The sequence below is a fragment of the Streptomyces filipinensis genome (assembly GCF_014649495.1).
Classification (GTDB): Bacteria; Actinomycetota; Actinomycetes; order Streptomycetales; family Streptomycetaceae; genus Streptomyces; species Streptomyces filipinensis.
The window spans coordinates 283810-302231 of sequence record NZ_BMTD01000006.1 but is presented as its reverse complement, the minus strand read 5'-3'; the positions used below and the strand labels follow the sequence as shown (position 1 = coordinate 302231).

At 72.5% G+C, this 18422-nt stretch carries 18 protein-coding genes; 11 read left to right on the top strand and 7 right to left on the bottom strand.

The features are described from left to right. Positions 1-11: 11 nt before the first annotated feature. The 5 genes from IE244_RS16810 to IE244_RS16790 form a co-directional block, all read right to left on the bottom strand. Positions 12-1535 (bottom strand): MFS transporter, encoded by a 1524-nt coding sequence (locus IE244_RS16810; RefSeq protein ID WP_191874330.1) that lies wholly within the window; start codon positions 1533-1535, stop codon positions 12-14. Continuing rightward, positions 1532-2083, bottom strand: a complete 552-nt coding sequence (locus IE244_RS16805; protein WP_191874329.1) for a TetR/AcrR family transcriptional regulator — start codon at positions 2081-2083, stop codon at positions 1532-1534. Before IE244_RS16805 ends, IE244_RS16810 begins: the two co-directional genes overlap by 4 nt. An 83-nt stretch (positions 2084-2166) precedes the next feature. Further along, entirely contained in the window at positions 2167-3138 is a 972-nt protein-coding gene (locus IE244_RS16800; protein ID WP_191874328.1) for an aldo/keto reductase, read from the bottom strand. A 131-nt stretch (positions 3139-3269) separates the two neighbouring features. Next, positions 3270-4703: an argininosuccinate lyase gene (argH, locus tag IE244_RS16795; RefSeq protein WP_191874327.1), complete on the bottom strand. Its 1434-nt coding sequence runs from the start codon at positions 4701-4703 to the stop codon at positions 3270-3272. Positions 4704-4753: 50 nt separating this feature from the next. After that, a complete protein-coding gene (locus IE244_RS16790; protein WP_191874326.1) occupies positions 4754-5947 on the bottom strand; it encodes an argininosuccinate synthase in 1194 nt (397 codons plus the stop codon). A gap of 223 nt (positions 5948-6170) precedes the next feature. On the opposite strand from IE244_RS16790, the gene IE244_RS16785 reads away from it, so the two are divergent. From IE244_RS16785 to IE244_RS16775, 3 genes are all read left to right on the top strand, one after another. Continuing rightward, on the top strand, positions 6171-6584 hold the full coding sequence (locus IE244_RS16785) for a hypothetical protein (RefSeq protein ID WP_229854157.1): 414 nt from the start codon (positions 6171-6173) through the stop codon (positions 6582-6584). Between the two features lie 112 nt (positions 6585-6696). Further along, entirely contained in the window at positions 6697-7284 is a 588-nt protein-coding gene (locus IE244_RS16780) for a pyridoxamine 5'-phosphate oxidase family protein (protein WP_191874324.1), read from the top strand. A gap of 3 nt (positions 7285-7287) precedes the next feature. Continuing rightward, entirely contained in the window at positions 7288-7992 is a 705-nt protein-coding gene (locus IE244_RS16775; protein WP_191874323.1) for a L,D-transpeptidase family protein, read from the top strand. 54 nt (positions 7993-8046) lie between these two features. On the opposite strand, the gene IE244_RS16770 is transcribed toward IE244_RS16775, so the two are convergent. Next, positions 8047-9519 (bottom strand): sensor histidine kinase, encoded by a 1473-nt coding sequence (locus IE244_RS16770; protein WP_229854156.1) that lies wholly within the window; start codon positions 9517-9519, stop codon positions 8047-8049. Further along, a complete protein-coding gene (locus tag IE244_RS16765; RefSeq protein WP_191874409.1) occupies positions 9516-10256 on the bottom strand; it encodes a response regulator transcription factor in 741 nt (246 codons plus the stop codon). The genes IE244_RS16770 and IE244_RS16765 overlap by 4 nt, the downstream gene beginning before the upstream one ends. Positions 10257-10479: 223 nt before the next feature. On the opposite strand from IE244_RS16765, the gene IE244_RS16760 reads away from it, so the two are divergent. From IE244_RS16760 to IE244_RS16725, 8 genes are all read left to right on the top strand, one after another. Further along, positions 10480-11832, top strand: a complete 1353-nt coding sequence (locus IE244_RS16760) for a ferredoxin reductase family protein (RefSeq protein ID WP_191874322.1) — start codon at positions 10480-10482, stop codon at positions 11830-11832. A gap of 10 nt (positions 11833-11842) precedes the next feature. Beyond that, entirely contained in the window at positions 11843-12304 is a 462-nt protein-coding gene (locus IE244_RS16755) for an FMN-binding protein (RefSeq protein ID WP_191874321.1), read from the top strand. Between the two features lie 59 nt (positions 12305-12363). Next, positions 12364-13746: a ferredoxin reductase family protein gene (locus IE244_RS16750; protein ID WP_191874320.1), complete on the top strand. Its 1383-nt coding sequence runs from the start codon at positions 12364-12366 to the stop codon at positions 13744-13746. A gap of 17 nt (positions 13747-13763) precedes the next feature. Then, positions 13764-14525 carry an FMN-binding protein gene (locus IE244_RS16745; protein ID WP_191874319.1) on the top strand — a complete coding sequence of 254 codons (762 nt, stop codon included), beginning with the start codon at positions 13764-13766 and terminating at the stop codon, positions 14523-14525. Continuing rightward, on the top strand, positions 14518-15321 hold the full coding sequence (locus tag IE244_RS16740; RefSeq protein WP_229854155.1) for an FAD:protein FMN transferase: 804 nt from the start codon (positions 14518-14520) through the stop codon (positions 15319-15321). The genes IE244_RS16745 and IE244_RS16740 overlap by 8 nt, the downstream gene beginning before the upstream one ends. A gap of 82 nt (positions 15322-15403) precedes the next feature. Next, positions 15404-15610, top strand: a complete 207-nt coding sequence (locus tag IE244_RS16735) for a hypothetical protein (RefSeq protein ID WP_191874318.1) — start codon at positions 15404-15406, stop codon at positions 15608-15610. Between the two features lie 80 nt (positions 15611-15690). Beyond that, entirely contained in the window at positions 15691-17505 is a 1815-nt protein-coding gene (locus tag IE244_RS16730) for an ABC transporter ATP-binding protein (RefSeq protein ID WP_191874317.1), read from the top strand. Next, on the top strand, positions 17502-18413 hold the full coding sequence (locus IE244_RS16725; RefSeq protein ID WP_191874316.1) for a serine/threonine-protein kinase: 912 nt from the start codon (positions 17502-17504) through the stop codon (positions 18411-18413). Before IE244_RS16730 ends, IE244_RS16725 begins: the two co-directional genes overlap by 4 nt. Positions 18414-18422: the final 9 nt, after the last annotated feature.

Genomic DNA, 18422 nt, shown 5'->3' with positions numbered 1-18422 from the left:
GGCTGTCGCACTCACCCGGCGCTTTCCAGTCGCTGGCCCTTCAGCAGGAACCACGCCGCCGCCGCCGTCCCCAGCAGGACCACCGCTCCCGCGCCCGAGGCCAGCTGGAGGCCGTGGACGAAGGAGGCACGGGCGGCGTCGAGCATCTGCCCGGCCGCGTGCTGCGGCATGTGCGCCGACGCCTCCACCGCCGCCCCCAGTGACTCGTGCGCCGTGGCAGGGGTGCCCGTGGGGCCGGCGAAGTCGCGGTAGACGCCCGTCACGATGGAGCCCAGGAGGGCGATGCCGAGAGCCGCGCCCAGTTCGTACGCCGTCTCGGAGACCGCCGAGGCGGCGCCTGCCTGGTCCTTGGGCACGCTGGAGAGGATGACGTCCGCGGTGACCGTGAAGGAGAGGCCCGCGCCGATGCCCACGACCAGGAGGGCGGCGCCGAGGACCGGGTAGCCGGTGGACCGGCCGAGCGTCGTGAGCGCGGCCAGGGCCAGGCCGACGGCCGCCAGACCGCCTGAGACCACGGCCCGCACCGAGAAGCGGCGCGCGGCGCGGCCCGCGACCAGACCGGCCGCCACCGCGCCCACGGCGGCGGGCAGTTCGGCCAGGCCCGCCTCGAACGGGCGCCTGCCCTGGACGAGTTGCAGATATTGGGAGAGGAAGAACACCAGGCCGGACATGCCGAGCACGGTCAGCAGGTCGGCGAGGACCGCACCGCTGAAGCCACGGCGCCGGAACAGACGCATGTCCAGCAGCGGGGACGGCATGGTGAGCTGGCGGTGCACGAAGCCGTAGAGCGCGGCGGCGCCCAGCAGGCCGGCGGCGCACGTGGTCCAGGTCAGGCCGTGGGTCGCGGCCTCCTTGACGGCGTACACGAGGGCGATCATGCCGACCAGCGACAGCACGACGCTGCTCAGGTCCCAGGGGCCGGGGTCCGGGTTGCGGGACTCGGGCAGGGTGCGGATGCCGACCAGGACCAGGACCGCCATCACGGGCAGGTTGATCAGGAAGACCGAGCCCCACCAGAAGTGTTCGAGGAGGAAGCCGCCGGTGATCGGGCCGACGGCCGTGCCGGCGGAGGCGGTCGCGCCCCAGACGCCGACGGCGAGGCTGCGTTCGCGTGCGTCGTGGAAGATGTTGCGGATCAGGGCGAGGGTCGCGGGCATCAGGGTCGCGCCCGCGACACCGAGCAGGGCCCGCGCCAGGATCATCAGTTCGGGAGTCGTCGCGTAGGCGTTCAGGACGGACAGCGCGCCGAACGCCGTGGCGCCGCCGAGCAGGATCCGCTTGCGGCCGATGCGGTCGCCGAGGCTGCCCATGGAGACCAGCAGACCGGCGATGACGAAGGAGTAGACGTCACCGATCCACAGCAGCTGGGTGCCGGAGGGGTTGAGGTCTTCGCTGATGTACGGGGTTGCCAGGCCGAGGACGGTGGCGTCGACGGCCACCAGCAGCACGGCCAGGACGAGGACGGAGAGCGCGAGCCAGCGGCCCGGGCGCTTCTCCACCTCCGCCGCGCGAGCCGGCTGCAGGGTGCTGGTCATGATTCCTCTCTTCGCAGAGCACCGCCGAGCAGCAGCTCGGCGATCATGGTCGGGAAGTCGCGGGCGGCCACGCGGCCGTCCAGGGTGGCCCAGGCGCCCGAGGCGATCAGGCCGTACAGCGCCTCGGTGAGCCAGACCGGGGTGAGGTCGATGCGGAACTCGCCGGCCTGTTGTCCGCGCTGGAACAGGGCGCCGATCCGGGCGTCGAGCCGCTGCCAGCCGTCGTGCTGCCGCTCGCCCTCCCACAGCTGGTTCTCGCCGTAGAGGAAGGCGAGCAGCCCGGCGGCCGGCTGGATCTCGCGGAGAAGCCGGCGTACGGCGTCGGCGGCGGCCCCCTCCTCCGGGCGGGCCCGGTCAAGGGCGGCGTCGCACTCGGCGATGCCGAGCGCCTCCAGCGCCCGTACGAGAGCGTCCCGGCCGGCGAAGTGGCGGTGCAGCGTGGCACGGCTGATCCCGGCGGCCTTGGCGACCTCGTCCATCGTGGCGGTGGACTTGCGGGTCAGCAGGGCGGCTGCGCTGCGCAGCACGTGGTCACGGTCGAGGGCCATGAGACAAGGATAGCCCACATGAGACATCAATGTCTCACAATAGGCATGGGTGACTCATTACCGCTGGTCAGAGCGGGTGATCGTCAGTGCCAGGGCAGCTGTCCGCGCCGCTCCCAGTAGGCGCGCGGGTCCTCGGCGAGCGTGGCGAGGCGGGTCAGCTGGTCCGCGTCGAGATCGACGACGGGAGCGTGGAGGTTGGAGGCGAGCTGGGCGACGGTCGCGGCGCCGGAGAGGACGACACCGGCCCAGGGCTGACGCAGGATCCAGGCGAGGGCCACGGCGTCGCAGCCCAGGGACGTCTCCTCGGCGACGGCCCGCAGCGCCTGCGGTGCGTGCGGCGCGGCCAGCCGGCCGTTGGCCATGCCCTCCTTGACGATCACCGTCAGCCCGGCGGCGTGCGCCTCGGCGAGCGCGGGCCCCGCCGAGGTCTCCAGCACGTTGTACGTCGACTGGACGGTACGGAAGAGGGGCTCGCCGTCGACCGTCACGGCGAGCGCGGCGCGGACGGCGTCGGCCTGGGCGGGGCCGCTGGTGGAGAAGCCGATGGTCAGGCCCTGGGCGGCGGCCTCGGCGAGCCGGGCGTGCAGGTCCTTGTCGGTCAGGGCCGGGCTGTCCGGGGTCACCGAGTGGATCTGGTAGAGGTCGAGCCGGTCGCCGAGCAGTGCGTCGGTCTCGGCGCGCTGCCGCTCGTAGGTGGCGAGGCCGTGGTCCTTGACCTCGTGCGTCTCGGCGTCCGCCGACCAGCCCGCCGTGTACGTGTAGCCCCACTTGCTGCCGATGACCACGTCGTTCACCTGGGGACGGGCGTTCAGCCAGTCGGCGAGGAACTCCTCCGAACGGCCGTAGGAACGCGCGACGTCGAAGTAGCGGACGCCCTGGGCGTACGCGGCGTCGAGGAGTTGGTGGCTGCGGGTGCGCAGCGTGTCGACACTGCGGTCGTCCCCGAGGTCGTCGTCGCGGCCGAGGTTGATGTAGCCGGGGCGGCCGACCGCGGCGAGGCCCAGTCCGATGTGGCAGGTGGGGGTTGTCGCTGTCGCCAGGCGGGCGAAGGGCATCGCGGGCTCCGTTCGGTCGGCTCCGGTACGGCTCCCGACCAACGTAACCCGTGATGACCTTCGCCTCAGAGCCGGGTTCGTGCGGTGCGTCGGCGGCTGCGGGTGCGCTGTGGCTTGAGCGGCGCCGCGGCTCAGCTCTTCTTCCTGGCCCGCGCCCACTCGTGCTGGGCCGCCACGTCCGCCTTGACCTCGGTCAGCTGGACCGCGACCGCGCTCGGCGCCGTGCCGCCACGGCCGTTGCGGGAGGCGAGGGCACCCGGGACGTTGAGGACGGACCGCACCTGGGGGGTGAGATGCGCGGAGATCTTCGCGAACTGCTCGTCCGTGAGGTCGTCCAGCTCCTTGCCCTCGGCCTCGGCCACCTTCACGCACTCGCCGGCGACCTCGTGCGCCACGCGGAACGGCACGCCCTGCTTGACCAGCCACTCGGCGATGTCGGTGGCGAGCGAGAAGCCGGCCGGGGCCAGTTCCTCCATGCGCTCGCGGTTGACCGTCAGGGTGGCGATCATGCCCGTGAAGGCGGGAAGCAGCACCTGCAGCTGGTCGCAGGAGTCGAAGACCGGCTCCTTGTCCTCCTGCAGGTCGCGGTTGTACGCGAGGGGCAGGGCCTTCAGGGTCGCGAGGAGACCGGTGAGATTGCCGATGAGCCGGCCGGACTTGCCGCGCGCCAGCTCGGCGATGTCCGGGTTCTTCTTCTGCGGCATGATCGACGAGCCCGTGGAGAACGCGTCGTGCAGGGTCACGAAGGAGAACTCCTTCGTGTTCCAGATGATGATCTCCTCAGCGATCCGGGAGAGGTTCACGCCGATCATCGCGGTGATGAAGGCGAACTCGGCGACGAAGTCACGCGAGGCCGTGCCGTCGATGGAGTTGCCGACGCTGCCGTGTTCGAAGCCGAGGTCCCGCGCGACCGCCTCCGGGTCCAGGCCCAGCGAGGAGCCGGCGAGGGCGCCGGAGCCGTACGGGGAGACCGCCGTGCGGTCGTCCCACTGGCGCAGGCGCTCCGCGTCCCGGGACAGGGGCTGCACATGGGCGAGGACGTGGTGGGCGAAGAGCACCGGCTGGGCGTGCTGCAGGTGGGTGCGGCCAGGCATCGCCACGTCCGGGTGAGCCTCGGCGAGGCCGATCAGGGCGTCCTGGAGGTCGGCGATCAGGCCGCCGATCGTGCGGGCCTGGTCCCTGAGGTACATCCGGAAGAGGGTCGCCACCTGGTCGTTGCGCGAGCGGCCGGCGCGCAGCTTGCCTCCGAGGTCGGGGCCGAGGCGCTCCAGCAGGCCACGCTCCAGGGCGGTGTGCACGTCCTCGTCGGCGACGGTGCCCACGAAGGCGCCGGAGGCCACGTCCGCCTGCAGCTGGTCGAGCCCGGCGATCATGCGGGTCAGCTCGTCCTCGGTGAGGAGTCCCGCCTTGTGCAGCACGCGCGCGTGGGCACGCGAGCCGGCGATGTCGTACGGCGCGAGCCGCCAGTCGAAGTGGACGGACGCGGACAGCTTGGCCAGGGCCTCGGCGGGACCGTCGGCGAAACGGGCGCCCCAGAGCCGTACGTCACCGCTGTTGCTGCTCACTTGCGCTGCTCCTAGAGAGGGGGTGGATGTGCGGACCGTAGGCACCGTACTCACGCGAGGTCCCGCCGGGCGGCGATCTTCGACGACAGGCTGTAGAGGTCGATGAAGCCCTTGGCGGCGGCCTGGTCGAAGGTGTCGCCGGTGTCGTAGGTGGCGAGGTTGAAGTCGTACAGCGACGACTCGGAGCGCCGGCCGGTGACGACCGCTCGGCCGCCGTGCAGGGTCATCCGGATGTCACCGCTGACGTGCCGGCTGGCCTCGTCGATGAAGCCGTCGAGGGCGCGCTTGAGCGGGGAGAACCACTGGCCGTCGTAGACGAGTTCGCCCCAGCGCTGCTCGACCTGCCGCTTGTAGCGGGCGAGTTCGCGCTCGACGGTGACGTTCTCCAGCTCCTGGTGGGCGGTGATCAGGGCGATCGCGCCCGGGGCCTCGTACACCTCGCGGGACTTGATGCCGACGAGCCGGTTCTCGACCATGTCGATCCGGCCGACGCCCTGGGCGCCGGCGCGCTCGTTGAGCTGCTGGATCGCCTGCAGGACGGTGACGGGCCTGCCGTCGATCGCGACCGGGACACCCTCCTGGAAGGTGACGACCACCTCGTCCGCCGCGCGCGGGACGGCGGGGTCGGCGGTGTACTCGTAGATGTCCTCGACGGGGGCGTTCCAGATGTCCTCCAGGAAGCCCGTCTCGACGGCGCGTCCGAAGACGTTCTGGTCGATGGAGTACGGGGACTTCTTGGTGGTGGCGATCGGGAGCTGCCTGGCCTCGCAGAAGGCGATCGCCTTGTCCCGGGTCATGGCGTAGTCGCGGACCGGGGCGATGCACTTCAGGTCGGGGGCGAGGGCGACGATGCCCGCCTCGAAGCGGACCTGGTCGTTGCCCTTGCCGGTGCAGCCGTGGGCGACCGTGGTGGCGCCGTGCTTCTTCGCGGCGGCGACCAGGTGCTTGACGATCGTGGGCCGGGACAGGGCCGAGACCAGCGGGTAGCGGTCCATGTAGAGGGCGTTGGCCTTGATCGCGGGCAGGCAGTACTCGTCGGCGAACTCGTCCCTGGCGTCGGCCACCTCGGCCTCGACGGCACCGCAGGCGAGGGCGCGCTTGCGGATGACGTCCAGGTCCTCGCCGCCCTGACCGACATCCACCGCGACGGCGATGACCTCGGCGCCCGTCTCCTCGGCGATCCAGCCGATGGCGACGGAGGTGTCCAGACCGCCCGAATAGGCGAGTACGACGCGCTCGGTCACGGGTTTCTCCTCACACTGCACTTGCTGTCATGCATGAGTATGCAGAACTCTGCATGATTCGTCAATCAAGGGCGGGGTGATCGATCAGGGGCAGGGGTTGAACGGATGCAACCGCTTTCTCGTATCTCCTGCCGAACGCAGGCGCCGCGTGGTCCGCACATCGATCCGACCCAAGTGAGGCATCCGTATGTCCAGGGCTCTTCCGAAGCACGACAGGCGTCGCGTGGCACTCATCGGCGGTGCCGCCGCCGTGGCGCTGTCCGGCGCGGTGATCGCCGGCTCGGCCCTCGCCAAAACCCCCGCGCGGAGCGACGGCGCCGCGCAGGCCCGCACCCTGGCGAGTCCCGGCACGATCGCCTGCCCGGACGTCGCCTCCCGGCTGCCCGCCGTGCCCGCCTCCGCCCGGGCCGAGGTCGACCGCAACCTCGCCCTCCTCCAGACCCAGATCCAAGAAGCCAACAAGCGCTTGCAAACCAGCGTCGGCCAAGGCGGACCCCACTTCGTCGACAACGCCATCCTCGGACCCCTCAAGGACAAACGCGCCTCCACCATCGACCGCATCGCCATCGCCATCGGCCGCACCACCACCAAACCCACCGGCCTCGCCCCCCTGGCCGCCTGCACGCTCACGCGGTGAGGCGGCAGCCCGCCGTGGCCGCCCCCGGTCGGGCGGCCTCGGCGGGCCCGGACGGCGGCCTCTTCCGGAATTCCTCAGACGGGTGAAGGAGTTGCCCCGATAATCGTTAGACATGGGAAAGACTTATGAACGCATCGACGGCAGGCTCCGGACGTTCATCGAGGAGCAGCCCGTCTTCTTCACCGCGACCGCCCCGCTGGCCGGCGACGGCACGGTCAACCTCTCCCCCAAGGGCCTGCGGGGCTCCTTCGCCGTGATCGACGGACTGACCGTCGCCTACCTGGACTTCGCCGGCTCCAACGCGGAGACCATCGCCCACCTCAGGGAGAACGGCCGCATCACCCTGATGTGGTGCGCCTTCCAGGGCCCCCCGAACATCGTGCGCGTGCACGGCCGGGGCGAGCCGGTCTTCCGCGACGACCCGCGCTTCGGAGAACTGCTCGCCCACTTCCCGGACATCGACCACACCGCGCACGGCCTGCGCGCGGTCATCGTGGTGCACGCCGAACTGGTGCGCGACACCTGCGGATACGCCGTCCCCTACATGGCGTACGAGGAGGACCGCGACCTGCACGGAAAGCGTTTCGCCCGCGAGGACGACGCCTCGCTGGGCGCCTACTTCGAGAAGAAGGAGCACGTCGGGACGAGCCTGGACGGACTACCCGGGCTGCCGTTGCCGCTTCCGCCGTCTACCGTCTGAGCCATGCGCCCCGGTGTCGTACTCGCCCTTGTGTCCGCCTCCTCGCTCGCGCTGCTCGGTGCCCCTGCGCGTGCCGCCTCCGATCCTCTGCCCGCGCGGATGGCGGACACCGGCGGCGGCAGCCAGCTGATCACCGCGCAGGCGGACCGCGCCGACTCCACCTCGGGCACGCTCACCTGGTGGGACCTGAAGGACGGGCAGTGGGTGCAGACCGGTACGGCACCGGCACGGTTCGGCGCGAACGGCCTCGTCGAGGGCGGCTCGCGTACCCAGGGCACGAACACCACGCCGACGGGGCTGTACAGCGTCCCGTTCGGCTTCGGGATCAAGACGGCTCCGAGCGGGACGAGCATCGAGTACCGGGCCGTGAAGGACAGTTCGTGGTGGTGCCAGGACAACGACTCGACGTCGTACAACCGATGGGTGGATCCGTTGCCGGGCGACTGCCGGGAAACGGAGTCCGAGCACCTCGTCTCGTACTCGACGCAGTACACGTACGCGCTCGTGATCGGCTTCAACTACGACAAGCCGGTACGCGGGCGCGGCGCCGGCATCTTCCTGCACGTCAACGGAACGGGGGCCACGGCGGGCTGTGTGTCCGTGCCCCAGGACGCGATGGAGCGGATCCTGCGGTGGGTGGTGCCCGGGAAACAGGTGCATGTCGCCATCGGGACCGTGGACGGGGCCACAGCTCTCACCCGGTACTGACGTGCGGTCCGCCCGCGCGGCGGAGCCGGGATGCCGGCACGGGCTCGCGTCCGCTCAGGCCGGAAGACGGACCGTGAACGTCGTGGAGCCCGGGCTGCTCTCCAGGCCCACCGTCCCACCGTGCGCCTCCGCCACCGCCGCCACGATCGACAGGCCCAGGCCCGCCCCGCCGCCGGGAGCGCCGGCTCGGCGGCGGTGTTCCGCCCGGGTGAAGCGCTCGAAGACATCGGGCTGGACGCCCTCGGGGACGCCGGGGCCGTCGTCGTGGACGGACAGGACGGCCGCGTCGGCGCCGGCCTGCAGCGTCACCGTCACCTTGGTGCCGACGGGTGTGTGCGCCCGCGCGTTGGCCAACAGGTTGGCCACCACCTGGTGGAGGCGGTGGGCGTCGCCCGGGACCGTCACCGGTTCCTCCGGCAGGTCCAGGGTCCAGCGGTGGTCGGGGCCGGTGGCGCGCGCGTCGGTGACCGCGTCCAGGACCAGGTGGGTGAGGTCGACGGGCCGGCGCTCCAGGGGCCGGCCGGCGTCGAGCCGGGCCAGCAGGAGCAGGTCGTCGACCATCTCGCCCATGCGGGCCGACTCGGCCGTGATGCGGTGCAGGGCGCGGGTCACCTCGGGGGGTACCGGGCCCGGATGCAGGAGCGCCAGTTCGGCGTGGCCACGGACCGAGGCGACCGGGGTGCGCAGCTCGTGGCTGGCGTCCGCGGCGAAGCGGCGCAGCCGCTCCTCGCTGGCGTGCCGTTTGGTCAGCGCGTCCTCGACATGGCCGAGCATCCGGTTGAAGGCGCCGGCGACCCGGCCGACCTCACCGTCCGGGTCGGCGTCCGGAGCGCGCGCCGGCAGCGCCACCTCCCCGCTGGCCAGCGGAAGCTCACTGACCCGGGTGGCGGTGGCGGCGACCCGGCTGAGCGGCCGCAGCGACCAGCGCACCCAGAGGGCCCCGGCCACGCCGGTCACCACCAGGGCCAGGCCGAAGACGCTCGCGGCGACCAGTTCCAGCCGGTGGACCGTGGCCTGCACCGGCTCCAGCGGCAGGCCGACGATCAGCACGTCCCCGTCCCGGCCGGCGGAGGCGATGACGCGGTAGTCGTCCAGGGCGGACAGTTCGACGGTGTGGGGCCGGCCGTCGGCCGGCACCCGGGCCAGGCGTTCGCTGTCCCGGGCCGTCAGTCCGACGCCCAGGTCGGCGGACGGGTCACCGCCCCGGATGAGGCCCTTGTTGGTGACCCGGCCGTTCAGCAGGCGCGCCCCGAAGGTGCCGGTCGCCATCCGGCGGGTGTCACCGTGCTCGTCCCCGTCGTGATCGTCCGGCAGCCTGCCGTTGTGTTCCAGGCTCTCGGGAAAGCGGGTGCCGACCTGGGCGAGCTGCTCGTCCAGGCGCTGGGTGAGGAAGCCGTTCAGCTCGACGACGGCGGCCAGGCCCACGGCCGCGCAGCTCACCGCCAGCAGCACCACCAGGCCGGCGGTGAGACGGGCGCGCAGGGTGCGGGGCCACGCCGGCCGGGGCGGGCGGGGCAGCCGGCTCACTTGGTCACCGGCTTCAGGACGTAGCCGGCACCGCGCACGGTGTGGATCATGGGCTCGCGACCCGCGTCGACCTTCTTGCGCAGGTAGGAGATGTACAGCTCCACGACATGGGCGCGGCCCCCGAAGTCGTACGACCACACCCGGTCGAGTATCTGCGCCTTGCTCAGGACCCGGCGCGGGTTGCGCATGAGGAAGCGGAGCAGTTCGAACTCCGTGGGCGAGAGTTCGATCAGTTCGCCGGCCCGGGTGACCTCCCGGGCCTCCTCGTCCATCACCAGGTCGCCCACGGCGAGGCGCGGCCCCTCCTCCAGCTGACGCGCCATGCCCGCCCGGCGCAGCAGGCCGCGCAGCCGGGCGACGACCTCCTCCAGGCTGAAGGGCTTGGTGACGTAGTCGTCGCCGCCCGCCGTGATGCCCGCGATCCGGTCCTCGACCGCGTCCCGGGCCGTGAGGAAGAGCACACAGACGTCGGGCTTCACCCCGTGCAGGCGGCGCAGCACGGCGAAGCCGTCGGTGTCCGGGAGCATCACGTCCAGGACGACGGCGTCGGGCAGCAACTCGCGCGCGGTGGTCAGGGCCGAGACACCGTCGCCGGCCGCGCGCACCTCCCAGCCCTCGTAGCGCAGGGCACCGGTGAGCACCTCCGCGAGGTCGGGGTCGTCGTCGACGACGAGGACGCGCAGCGGGGTGCCGTCGGGGCGGGTGAGGGCCGGGCGGCCGGAACGGGTGGTGTTCATCGCGCCTACCAGCATCACCCAGGTGGCGGAGTGGGACGTACCGCCCACCCTCTGAGTTTTCTGTGAGTGCGCTCACCCGCTTGCTGAACGCGGGCTGGGAATCTCCTCTGAGTCTCCTTTGAAATGCCTGGTCAGGGGGGCTCTCAGAGGTGGTTCAGAGCTTCGCCGCGCACAGTGGCCCGGTACGCCGGACCAGGTACGCCGGACGAAGGGACAGCGACTGATGACCACCGTGGACGCGCGGCACGCGGCCCCGCCCGTGCCCGTGACCGCACGGCGCTCCCCCGCGGGGCCCGTGCTGGCCGTGCTGTGGGCGGGGACGGCGGCCGTGACCGCGCTCTGGTGGGCGGACACCGGATCCGTGGTCGGTACGGCCGGCTGGCTGACCGGCGCCGGGCGGATCGCCGGGCTGCTGTGCGGGTACGCCTGCGCGGTGCTCGTCGGCCTGATGGCGCGGGTGCCGCTGCTGGAGAGGCGGATCGGCTCGGACCGGGTGGCCCGCTGGCACGCGATGGCCGGCCGGTACACGGTCTGCCTGCTCGTCGCGCACACCGTGCTGGTCCTCGCCGGGTACGCGGCGCAGGACCGGGCCTCGTTCTGGCACGAGACGGTGACCGTCGTCCTGGACTACCCGGACATGCTCAAGGCCACCGCCGGCACGGTGATCCTGTGCGCGGTGGGGATCACCTCGGCCCGGGCGGTGCGCCGCCGCACCAGCCACGAGTTCTGGTACCACGTCCACCTGCTGACGTACGCGGCCGTCTTCCTCGCCTTCTTCCACCAGCTGACGCTGGGGAACGAGTTCAACGGCAAGCCGGTCGCGACCGCCCTGTGGTACGCGCTCTACCTGGGCGTCGCGGCCCTGGTGCTGTGGTTCCGGATCCTCGCCCCGGTCCGGCTCAACCGGCGCCACCGGCTGCGGGTGGAGTCGGTGCACCAGGAGGCCCCGGGGGTGTACTCGGTCGTCGTGCGCGGGCGGCACCTCGACGAACTCGGCGCGCGGCCGGGGCAGTTCCTGCGCTGGCGGTTCCTCGGCGCGGGCCTGGGCTGGACGTCGACGCCGTACTCGCTGTCCGCGCCGCCGCGCCCGGACCGCCTGCGCATCACGGTCAAGGCGCTCGGCGGCCACAGCGCGGCCGTCGCGCTGCTGCGGCCCGGCACCCGGGTGTGGGCGGAGGGTCCGTACGGCTCGCTGACCGCCGACCGTGCCGCCGGCCACCGCTGCCTGCTGATCGCGGCCGGTGTCGGGGTCACCCCGCTGCGTGCACTGTTCGAGACGCTGCCCGGCGAGGTCACCCTGCTGTACCGGGCGCGCCGGGTCGAGGACCTGGCGCTGGGCGGCGAGCTGGAGGCGATCGCCCGCTGGCGCGGCGCACAGGTGCTGTACGCGCTGAACGGTCCCGGGGGCGAGCGCCCGCCCCTCACGGCGGAGTCGCTGCGCGCGACCTTCCCCGGGCTGGCCGGCCACGACGTCTACCTGTGCGGGCCGGACGGCTTCGCGCGGGACGTGTACGAGGCGCTCCGGGCGGCCGGGGTGCCGGACCGTCGTATCCACCACGAGTCGTTCGAACTGTGAGGGCCCGAAAGTGCACGCGTTGAAGAAGAGCCGTCCGCTGCGCCGCATCGTGCTGGCCAGTGCCGCGACCGTCTCCGGAATGGTGCTGCTGCTGTCGCTGAAGCCGCACACGGCTCCCACGCTGGCGTCGGCCAGCGCGAAGCCCCCGGCCGCGTCCGGCGGTTCGAGGCCGTCGGCCGGCTCCGGCCAGGGCACCGCCGGGAGCGCCACCGGCGACACCGTCCAGACCCGCTGGGGACCGGTCCAGGTGCGGGTGACGGTGCAGGGCGGCCGGCTCACGGACGTGACGGCGGTGCGGTACCCGCAGGACAACCCGCGCGACCAGGAGATCAACGGGTACGCCCTGCCCCAGCTGCGGCGCGAAGCACTGGCCGCGCAGAGCGCGCGGATCGACGCCGTCTCGGGAGCGACGTACACGAGCGACGGTTACCGCCGGTCACTCCAGTCCGCGCTGGACTCGGCGGGGTTCTGAACACTCAGCGCATGCGACACGTATCTCTGGGCCAAGGGTCAAGTCCCCACGGAGGAACCGTGACCACCACGCTCGCAGGCGGACGTGCCGCCCGCCGCCAGACGATGCGCCGCATCCGCCCGCGCCGCTCACCGGCCGTCCCGCTGCTGCTCGCCGTCTGGGCGGGCGCGGCGGCCGTGCTGTGGCTCTGGTGGCACAACACACCGTCCATCGCCGACGACAACAGCAAGATCCTCAACGCGGGCCGCATCACCGGCCTGCTGGCCGGCTATCTGATGGCCCTGGTCGTGCTCCAGATGGCGCGCGTACCGGCGCTGGAGCGGCGGGTCGGCTCGGACCGGGTGGCCCGCTGGCACGCGATGAGCGGCCGTTACACGCTCTGCCTGATCGTGGCCCATGTGTTCCTGACCATGTGGGGGTACGCGCTCCAGGCGGGCAAGTCGCTCGGCGACATCGTCCAGCAGACCATCGACTCCATCAACCAGCTGCCCGACATGGGCAAGGCCGCCATCGGCACCGGTCTGTTCGTGCTCATCGGCCTGAGCTCGGTCGGCGGGATCCGCCGCCGGCTGCCGTACGACACCTGGTACCACGTCCATCTGCTGACCTACGCCGCGGTGTTCCTGACGTTCTGGCACCAGATCACCACCGGCAACGACTTCGCGGTCGAACCCACCGCCAAGACCTTCTGGTACGGGCTGTACGGCACCGTCACCGCGCTGGTGGTCTGGTACCGCATCCTCACCCCGATCCGGCTGAACCTCCGTCACCGCATGCGGGTGGAGGCGGTCATCGAGGAGACGCCGGGCATCGTGTCGGTGCTGATCGGCGGGCGGAGGCTGCACCGGATGGGCGCGGAGGCGGGGCAGTTCTTCCGCTGGCGGTTCCTCGCTCCCGGGATGCGCTTCAGCTCGCACCCGTACTCGCTGTCGGCGGCCCCCCGCCCGGACATGCTGCGGATCACGGTGAAGGCGATCGGAGACCACAGTGCCCGGCTGCGCGAGCTGACGCCCGGCACCCGGGTGTGGGCGGAGGGCCCGTACGGCGCGATGACCGCGCAGCGCCGCAGCCGGGGCAAGGTGCTGCTGGTCGCGGGCGGGGTGGGCATCACGCCGATGCGGGCCCTGTTCGAGACGCTGCCCGGGGCGGCCGGTGACATCACCCTGCTCTACCGGGCCAACAGCACCCAGGACCTGGCGCTGTGGGACGAGCTGGCGAAGATCGCCGACGAGCGGGGCGCCCGGCTGATGTACGCGGTGAACAGCCCGGAGGGCGAGCGGCCGGACATCTCCGCGGAGAACCTCCAGCGGAAGATCCCGGACATCGACCACCACGACGTGTTCATGTGCGGCCCGGCCGGGTTCGCGCAGTCGGTGTACGAGGCGCTGCGCGGCGCGGGGGTCCCCGCCCGCCGCATCCACCACGAGTCGTTCGAGATGTGAGCAGGAGCTGCGAAGCCATGAGGAAGAGCCACCCGATCCGGCGGGTCGTCCTGGCCACGGCCGCCACCGTGTCCGGTGTCGTCCTGCTGCTGTCGCTGAAGCCGGCGTCCGATCCGGCCTCGGCGTCGGCGGTGGGCGCGGCGGCGCAGCAGTCACCGCAGGGCGGCACCGGGGGTGGCACGCAGGCCTCCACCGGCTCCGGCACGGTGACCGGCGACGCGACGCAGACGCAGTACGGGACCGTGCAGGTACGGCTGACCGTCGCCGGCGGCAAGGTCACCAGGGCGGAGGCCGTGCAGGCGCCCAAGGGCGGCCTCAGCGACCAGAAGACGGCCATGGCGGTACCCAAGCTCAACCAGGAGGCCGTCGCGGCGCAGAGCGCGCGGATCGACTCGGTGTCGGGGGCGACGTACACGAGCACGGGGTACAAGAAGTCGCTGCAGTCGGCGCTGGACAAGGTGAAGCCGTCGTCGGCGTCCACCGGCGGGGCCGCCGGGGCCGCCCAGGCGCGCACGGTCACCGGGAAGGTCACGCAGACCCAGTACGGGCCCGTCCAGGTGCGCGTCACCGTCGCCGGCGGCAAGGTCACCGAGGCGGAGGCCGTACAGGCGCCCAAGGGCGGCCTCAGCGACCAGAAGACGGCCATGGCGGTACCCAAGCTCAACCAGGAGGCCGTCGCGGCCGGGAACGCGGACATCGACGCCGTCTCCGGCGCCACCTACACCAGCACCGGCTACAAGCAGTCGCTGCAGTCCGCGCTGGACCAGGCCGGTGGCTGACACGGTGGCCGGGCCTGCCGAGGCTCCCGCCGCGGTGCGTCACGCGGAGGAGGTCATGGGGACCGTCTTCTCCTTCGACGTCCGCGGCGGGGATGCGCGTGCGGTACGCGAGGCGCTCGCCGAAGCGGTGGCCGGACTGCACCGGGCGGACGCGGTCTTCAGCACCTACCGGGAGGACAGCCAGGTCTCGCGGCTGGCCCGGGGGGAGCTGACCGTGGCGGAGTGCGCGCCGGAGGTGGCGGAGGTGCTGGACCTCGCGGCCGAGGCGGACCGGAGGAGCGACGGCTGGTTCAGCCCGCGCTACCGGGGCGCGCTGGACCCCACCGGCATCGTCAAGGGCTGGGCGGTGGAGCGGGCCGCACGGCTGCTGGCGCAGGTGGCCGGGGTGCGCGGGGTCAGCGTGAACGGGGGCGGGGACGTCCAGATGCTGGGTGCGCCGGAGCCGCACCGGCCGTGGCGGGTCGGCGTGTCCGACCCCCTGCGTCCGGGCGGGCTGGCGGCGGTGATCTCGGCCGCGGGAGCGGACGAACTGTCGGTGGCGACGTCCGGCACGGCCGAGCGGGGCGCGCACATCGTGGACCCGCGGACGGGCCGGCCGGCGGTCACGGACCTGGTGTCGGTGACGGTGGTGGGGCCACGGCTGACCTGGGTGGACTGCTGGGCCACGGCGGCGTTCGCGATGGGTTCGCGGGCGGGGCTGGAGTGGCTGGAGACGCTGCCCGGGGTGGAGGCGCTGCTGATCACGGCCGGTGACGAGGTGCGGTGCACGGGGGGCCTGGCCGCACGACTGGGTTGAAAATGGAATTTCTTCCGGAAACAGCCATCCGATGTGCGCCCTGACACGTATCTCGTGTGCAGCAAGTTTCGGGAGGAACGCAATGGCTATCTTCAGCAGTCTCTTCCCGGCCATGCGCCGGGATCACGGCGATGACTCGTCGGGCCACGACTTCTCGGGCAACGGTCACGACCACGGTGACCACGGCCACGGCGACCACGGTCACGGTCACGGCGACCACGGCCACGGCGACCACGGTCACGGTGGCCACGGTGGCCACGGCGGCCACGGCGGCCACGGCGGCTACTGAACACACAAGGCTGAGCGGGCCCGGGGCCGGAGGACCCGGGCCCGCTTCCCCGATCCTCCGATCCCCGAGGGACGCATCCCATGGCGCATCTCCTGCGGCGTCTGCTGTCGGTCGGGGACACCTCCGACGCCGTCGTCGACGCCGCGCCACCTGTCTCCCCACGGGCGGTGTTCCGGCGGTTCTGGCCTTACACGCGCGGCGGCCGTCGCTGGCTCGTGCCCGTCTTCTTCTTCAGCCTGCTCGGCCCGGTCGTGGACGCCGCCGAGATCTGGCTCTTCAAGATCGTCGTGGACGGTGTGCTCGTCCCCCGCGACCTGCGGCCGCTGCTGTGGATCGCGCCGGCCTACCTGGGGCTCGTCGTCTTCTCCGGGATCCTGGGGTTCGCCGACGACGTGCTGTCCACCTGGGTCGGCGAGCGCTTCCTGCTCTCCCTCCGCTCCGACGTGTTCCGGCACGTGCAGGGGCTTTCGCTCGGCTTCTTCGAACGCCGGCGACTCGGCGACGTGCTGTCCCGCGTCACGGGGGACGTCGACGCGGTGGAGACGTTCCTGCTCTCAGGCGTGGCGGACATCCTCTACTACGTGGTCCAGCTGGGTGTCTTCCTGGGCCTGCTGCTCTACCTGCGGTGGGACCTCACCCTGCTGGCCCTGGCCATCGTGCCGCTGTTCTGGGTCGCCGCCCGGCACTTCTCGCGGCTGATCAAGGCCGCGTCGCGGGAGCGCAGGCGGCGCAGCGGCTCTCTCAGCGCGATCGCCGAGGAGGCGCTCGGCAACGTCGCCCTGGTCCAGGCGTACAACCGGCAGGGGTGGGAGGAGCGCCGGTTCGAGCGGGAGAACGTCGGAAGGTTCCGGGCGGCGATGGCCTCGGCGCGGATCCGCTCCGTCTACGGGCCCCTCGTCGAGATGATCGAGGTGACGGGCGTTCTCGCGGTGCTGGGCCTCGGCACCTGGAAGCTGGCGCAGGGGCACCTGACGCTGGGCGGACTGCTGGTGTTCCTCGCGTTGATCGGCAAGCTCTACGGCCCGGTGCACGGCCTGTCCGGGCTCGGCACCACCTTCTACGCGGCCTCCGCCTCGGCCGAGCGGATCATCGAGTTGCTGGACCAGCGCCCGCAGGTCGTCGACGCCCCGGGCGCCCGGCGGATCGGCCGTGCGCGGGGCGAGGTGGAGTTCGACGGCGTCTGCTTCCGCTACCCCGGTACCTCCTCGTGGGCGCTGTCGGACGTCTCCTTCCGGGTGGCTCCCGGGGAGACCCTGGCGCTGGTCGGGGCGAGCGGCGCCGGCAAGTCCACGGTCGCCAAGCTCCAGTTGCGCTTCTACGACCCGGACCGGGGCGCGGTCCTGCTCGACGGTTCGGACCTGCGGGAGCTGAGCCCGACCGACGTACGGGAGAACATCGCGGTGGTGCTCCAGGAGACGCTCGTCTTCCACGGCACGGTGCGCGAGAACATCGCCTACGGCCGGCCCGGTGCCGGTGAGGCGGACGTCGTCGCGGCGGCCCGTGCCGCGGACGCCCACGAGTTCATCGAGCGGCTCCCGGAGGGCTACGACACGCTGGTCGGCCAGCGCGGCCGGACGCTGTCCGGCGGGCAGTGCCAGCGCCTGGCGATCGCCCGCGCGATGATCAGGGACGCGCCGGTGCTGCTGCTGGACGAGCCGACCACGGGGCTCGACGCCCGCTCCGGGCGGCGGATCATGGAGCCGTTGCGCCGGCTCATGGCCGGGCGGACCACCGTCGTCATCTCACACAACCTGCTGACCGTCCGCGACGCCACGCGGATCGTGGTGCTCGACCACGGCCGGGTGGTGGAGACCGGCGCTCATGCGGATCTGCTCCGCGTGGAGGGGACGTACGCCCGGTTGCACCGGCTCAGCGCGGGCACGGTGCTGTCATGAGCGGCCCGGAGCCCCTCCCGCCGGGCGCGAGGCCGGCGCCGGGGTACGAGGTCCTGGCGCATCTGACGCGCACCGGCTGGCAGGACGTCTACGACGCCTGGAGCGAGGAACGGGCCTGCCGCTGTGTGCTCAAGCTGGTGCGGACGGACCGGCGGGGCGAGGCGCGGCTGGGTGAGCGGATGCTGCGGGAGGGCCGGTGGCTGCGGGAGTTCAGCCATCCGCACCTGGTCCGCGGCTACGACGTCGTCACGTCGCCCGAGCCGGTCGTCGTCCTGGAGACACTGACCGGTGAGACGCTGTCCCACCTCGTGCACCGGTTGCGGCGCCGGCCGGCCGCGGCGGACGTGGCGCTGCTCGGCACGCAGCTGTGTTCCGCGGTCCACTATCTGCACGGCCGGGGCCTGCTGCACCTGGACCTCAAACCGGCCAACGTGGTGGTCGAGCGCGGTCATGCGAAGGTGCTGGACCTGAGCCTCGCGCGGCCGCCCGGGCCGGCGCCCGCCGAGCTGGGCACGTTCGGCTACAGGGCTCCTGAGCAGGCGCGCGGCGGTCCGCTCACGGCCGCCGCCGACGTGTGGGGCATCGGCGTCACGCTGTTCGAGGTGGCGTGCGGCGAGACGCCGTTCCGCCGCGGCGGGACCGGGGCGGGGGCCGAGGCCGGGACGGACGACGGCGTCACCGGCGGCCGGGACGACCCGTACGACCGGCACGACGGCACCGGCGACCCTGACGACCGGGGTCCGCAGACGGAGGGGACCGCCCCGCCCCTCGCCTCCCGGCGGCGTCTGCCGCCCGCGCTCGCCGCCGCCGTCGACGCCTGTCTGCGGCCTGAACCGGCGACCCGGCCCACGGTCGCCGAACTCGCCGCCGCCCTGGCGGCGACGCTGCCCCCGGCGCGCCGTCCGTGAGCCGGACGC

Coding starts and splice junctions, on each gene's coding strand:
- IE244_RS16810 (WP_191874330.1), bottom strand. CDS start 1,535: ATGACCAGCACCCTGCAGCCGGCTCGCGCGGCGGAGGTGGAGAAGCGC.
- IE244_RS16805 (WP_191874329.1), bottom strand. CDS start 2,083: ATGGCCCTCGACCGTGACCACGTGCTGCGCAGCGCAGCCGCCCTGCTG.
- IE244_RS16800 (WP_191874328.1), bottom strand. CDS start 3,138: ATGCCCTTCGCCCGCCTGGCGACAGCGACAACCCCCACCTGCCACATC.
- IE244_RS16780 (WP_191874324.1), top strand. CDS start 6,697: ATGGGAAAGACTTATGAACGCATCGACGGCAGGCTCCGGACGTTCATC.
- IE244_RS16775 (WP_191874323.1), top strand. CDS start 7,288: ATGCGCCCCGGTGTCGTACTCGCCCTTGTGTCCGCCTCCTCGCTCGCG.
- IE244_RS16765 (WP_191874409.1), bottom strand. CDS start 10,256: ATGAACACCACCCGTTCCGGCCGCCCGGCCCTCACCCGCCCCGACGGC.
- IE244_RS16760 (WP_191874322.1), top strand. CDS start 10,480: ATGACCACCGTGGACGCGCGGCACGCGGCCCCGCCCGTGCCCGTGACC.
- IE244_RS16745 (WP_191874319.1), top strand. CDS start 13,764: ATGAGGAAGAGCCACCCGATCCGGCGGGTCGTCCTGGCCACGGCCGCC.
- IE244_RS16735 (WP_191874318.1), top strand. CDS start 15,404: ATGGCTATCTTCAGCAGTCTCTTCCCGGCCATGCGCCGGGATCACGGC.
- IE244_RS16730 (WP_191874317.1), top strand. CDS start 15,691: ATGGCGCATCTCCTGCGGCGTCTGCTGTCGGTCGGGGACACCTCCGAC.
- IE244_RS16725 (WP_191874316.1), top strand. CDS start 17,502: ATGAGCGGCCCGGAGCCCCTCCCGCCGGGCGCGAGGCCGGCGCCGGGG.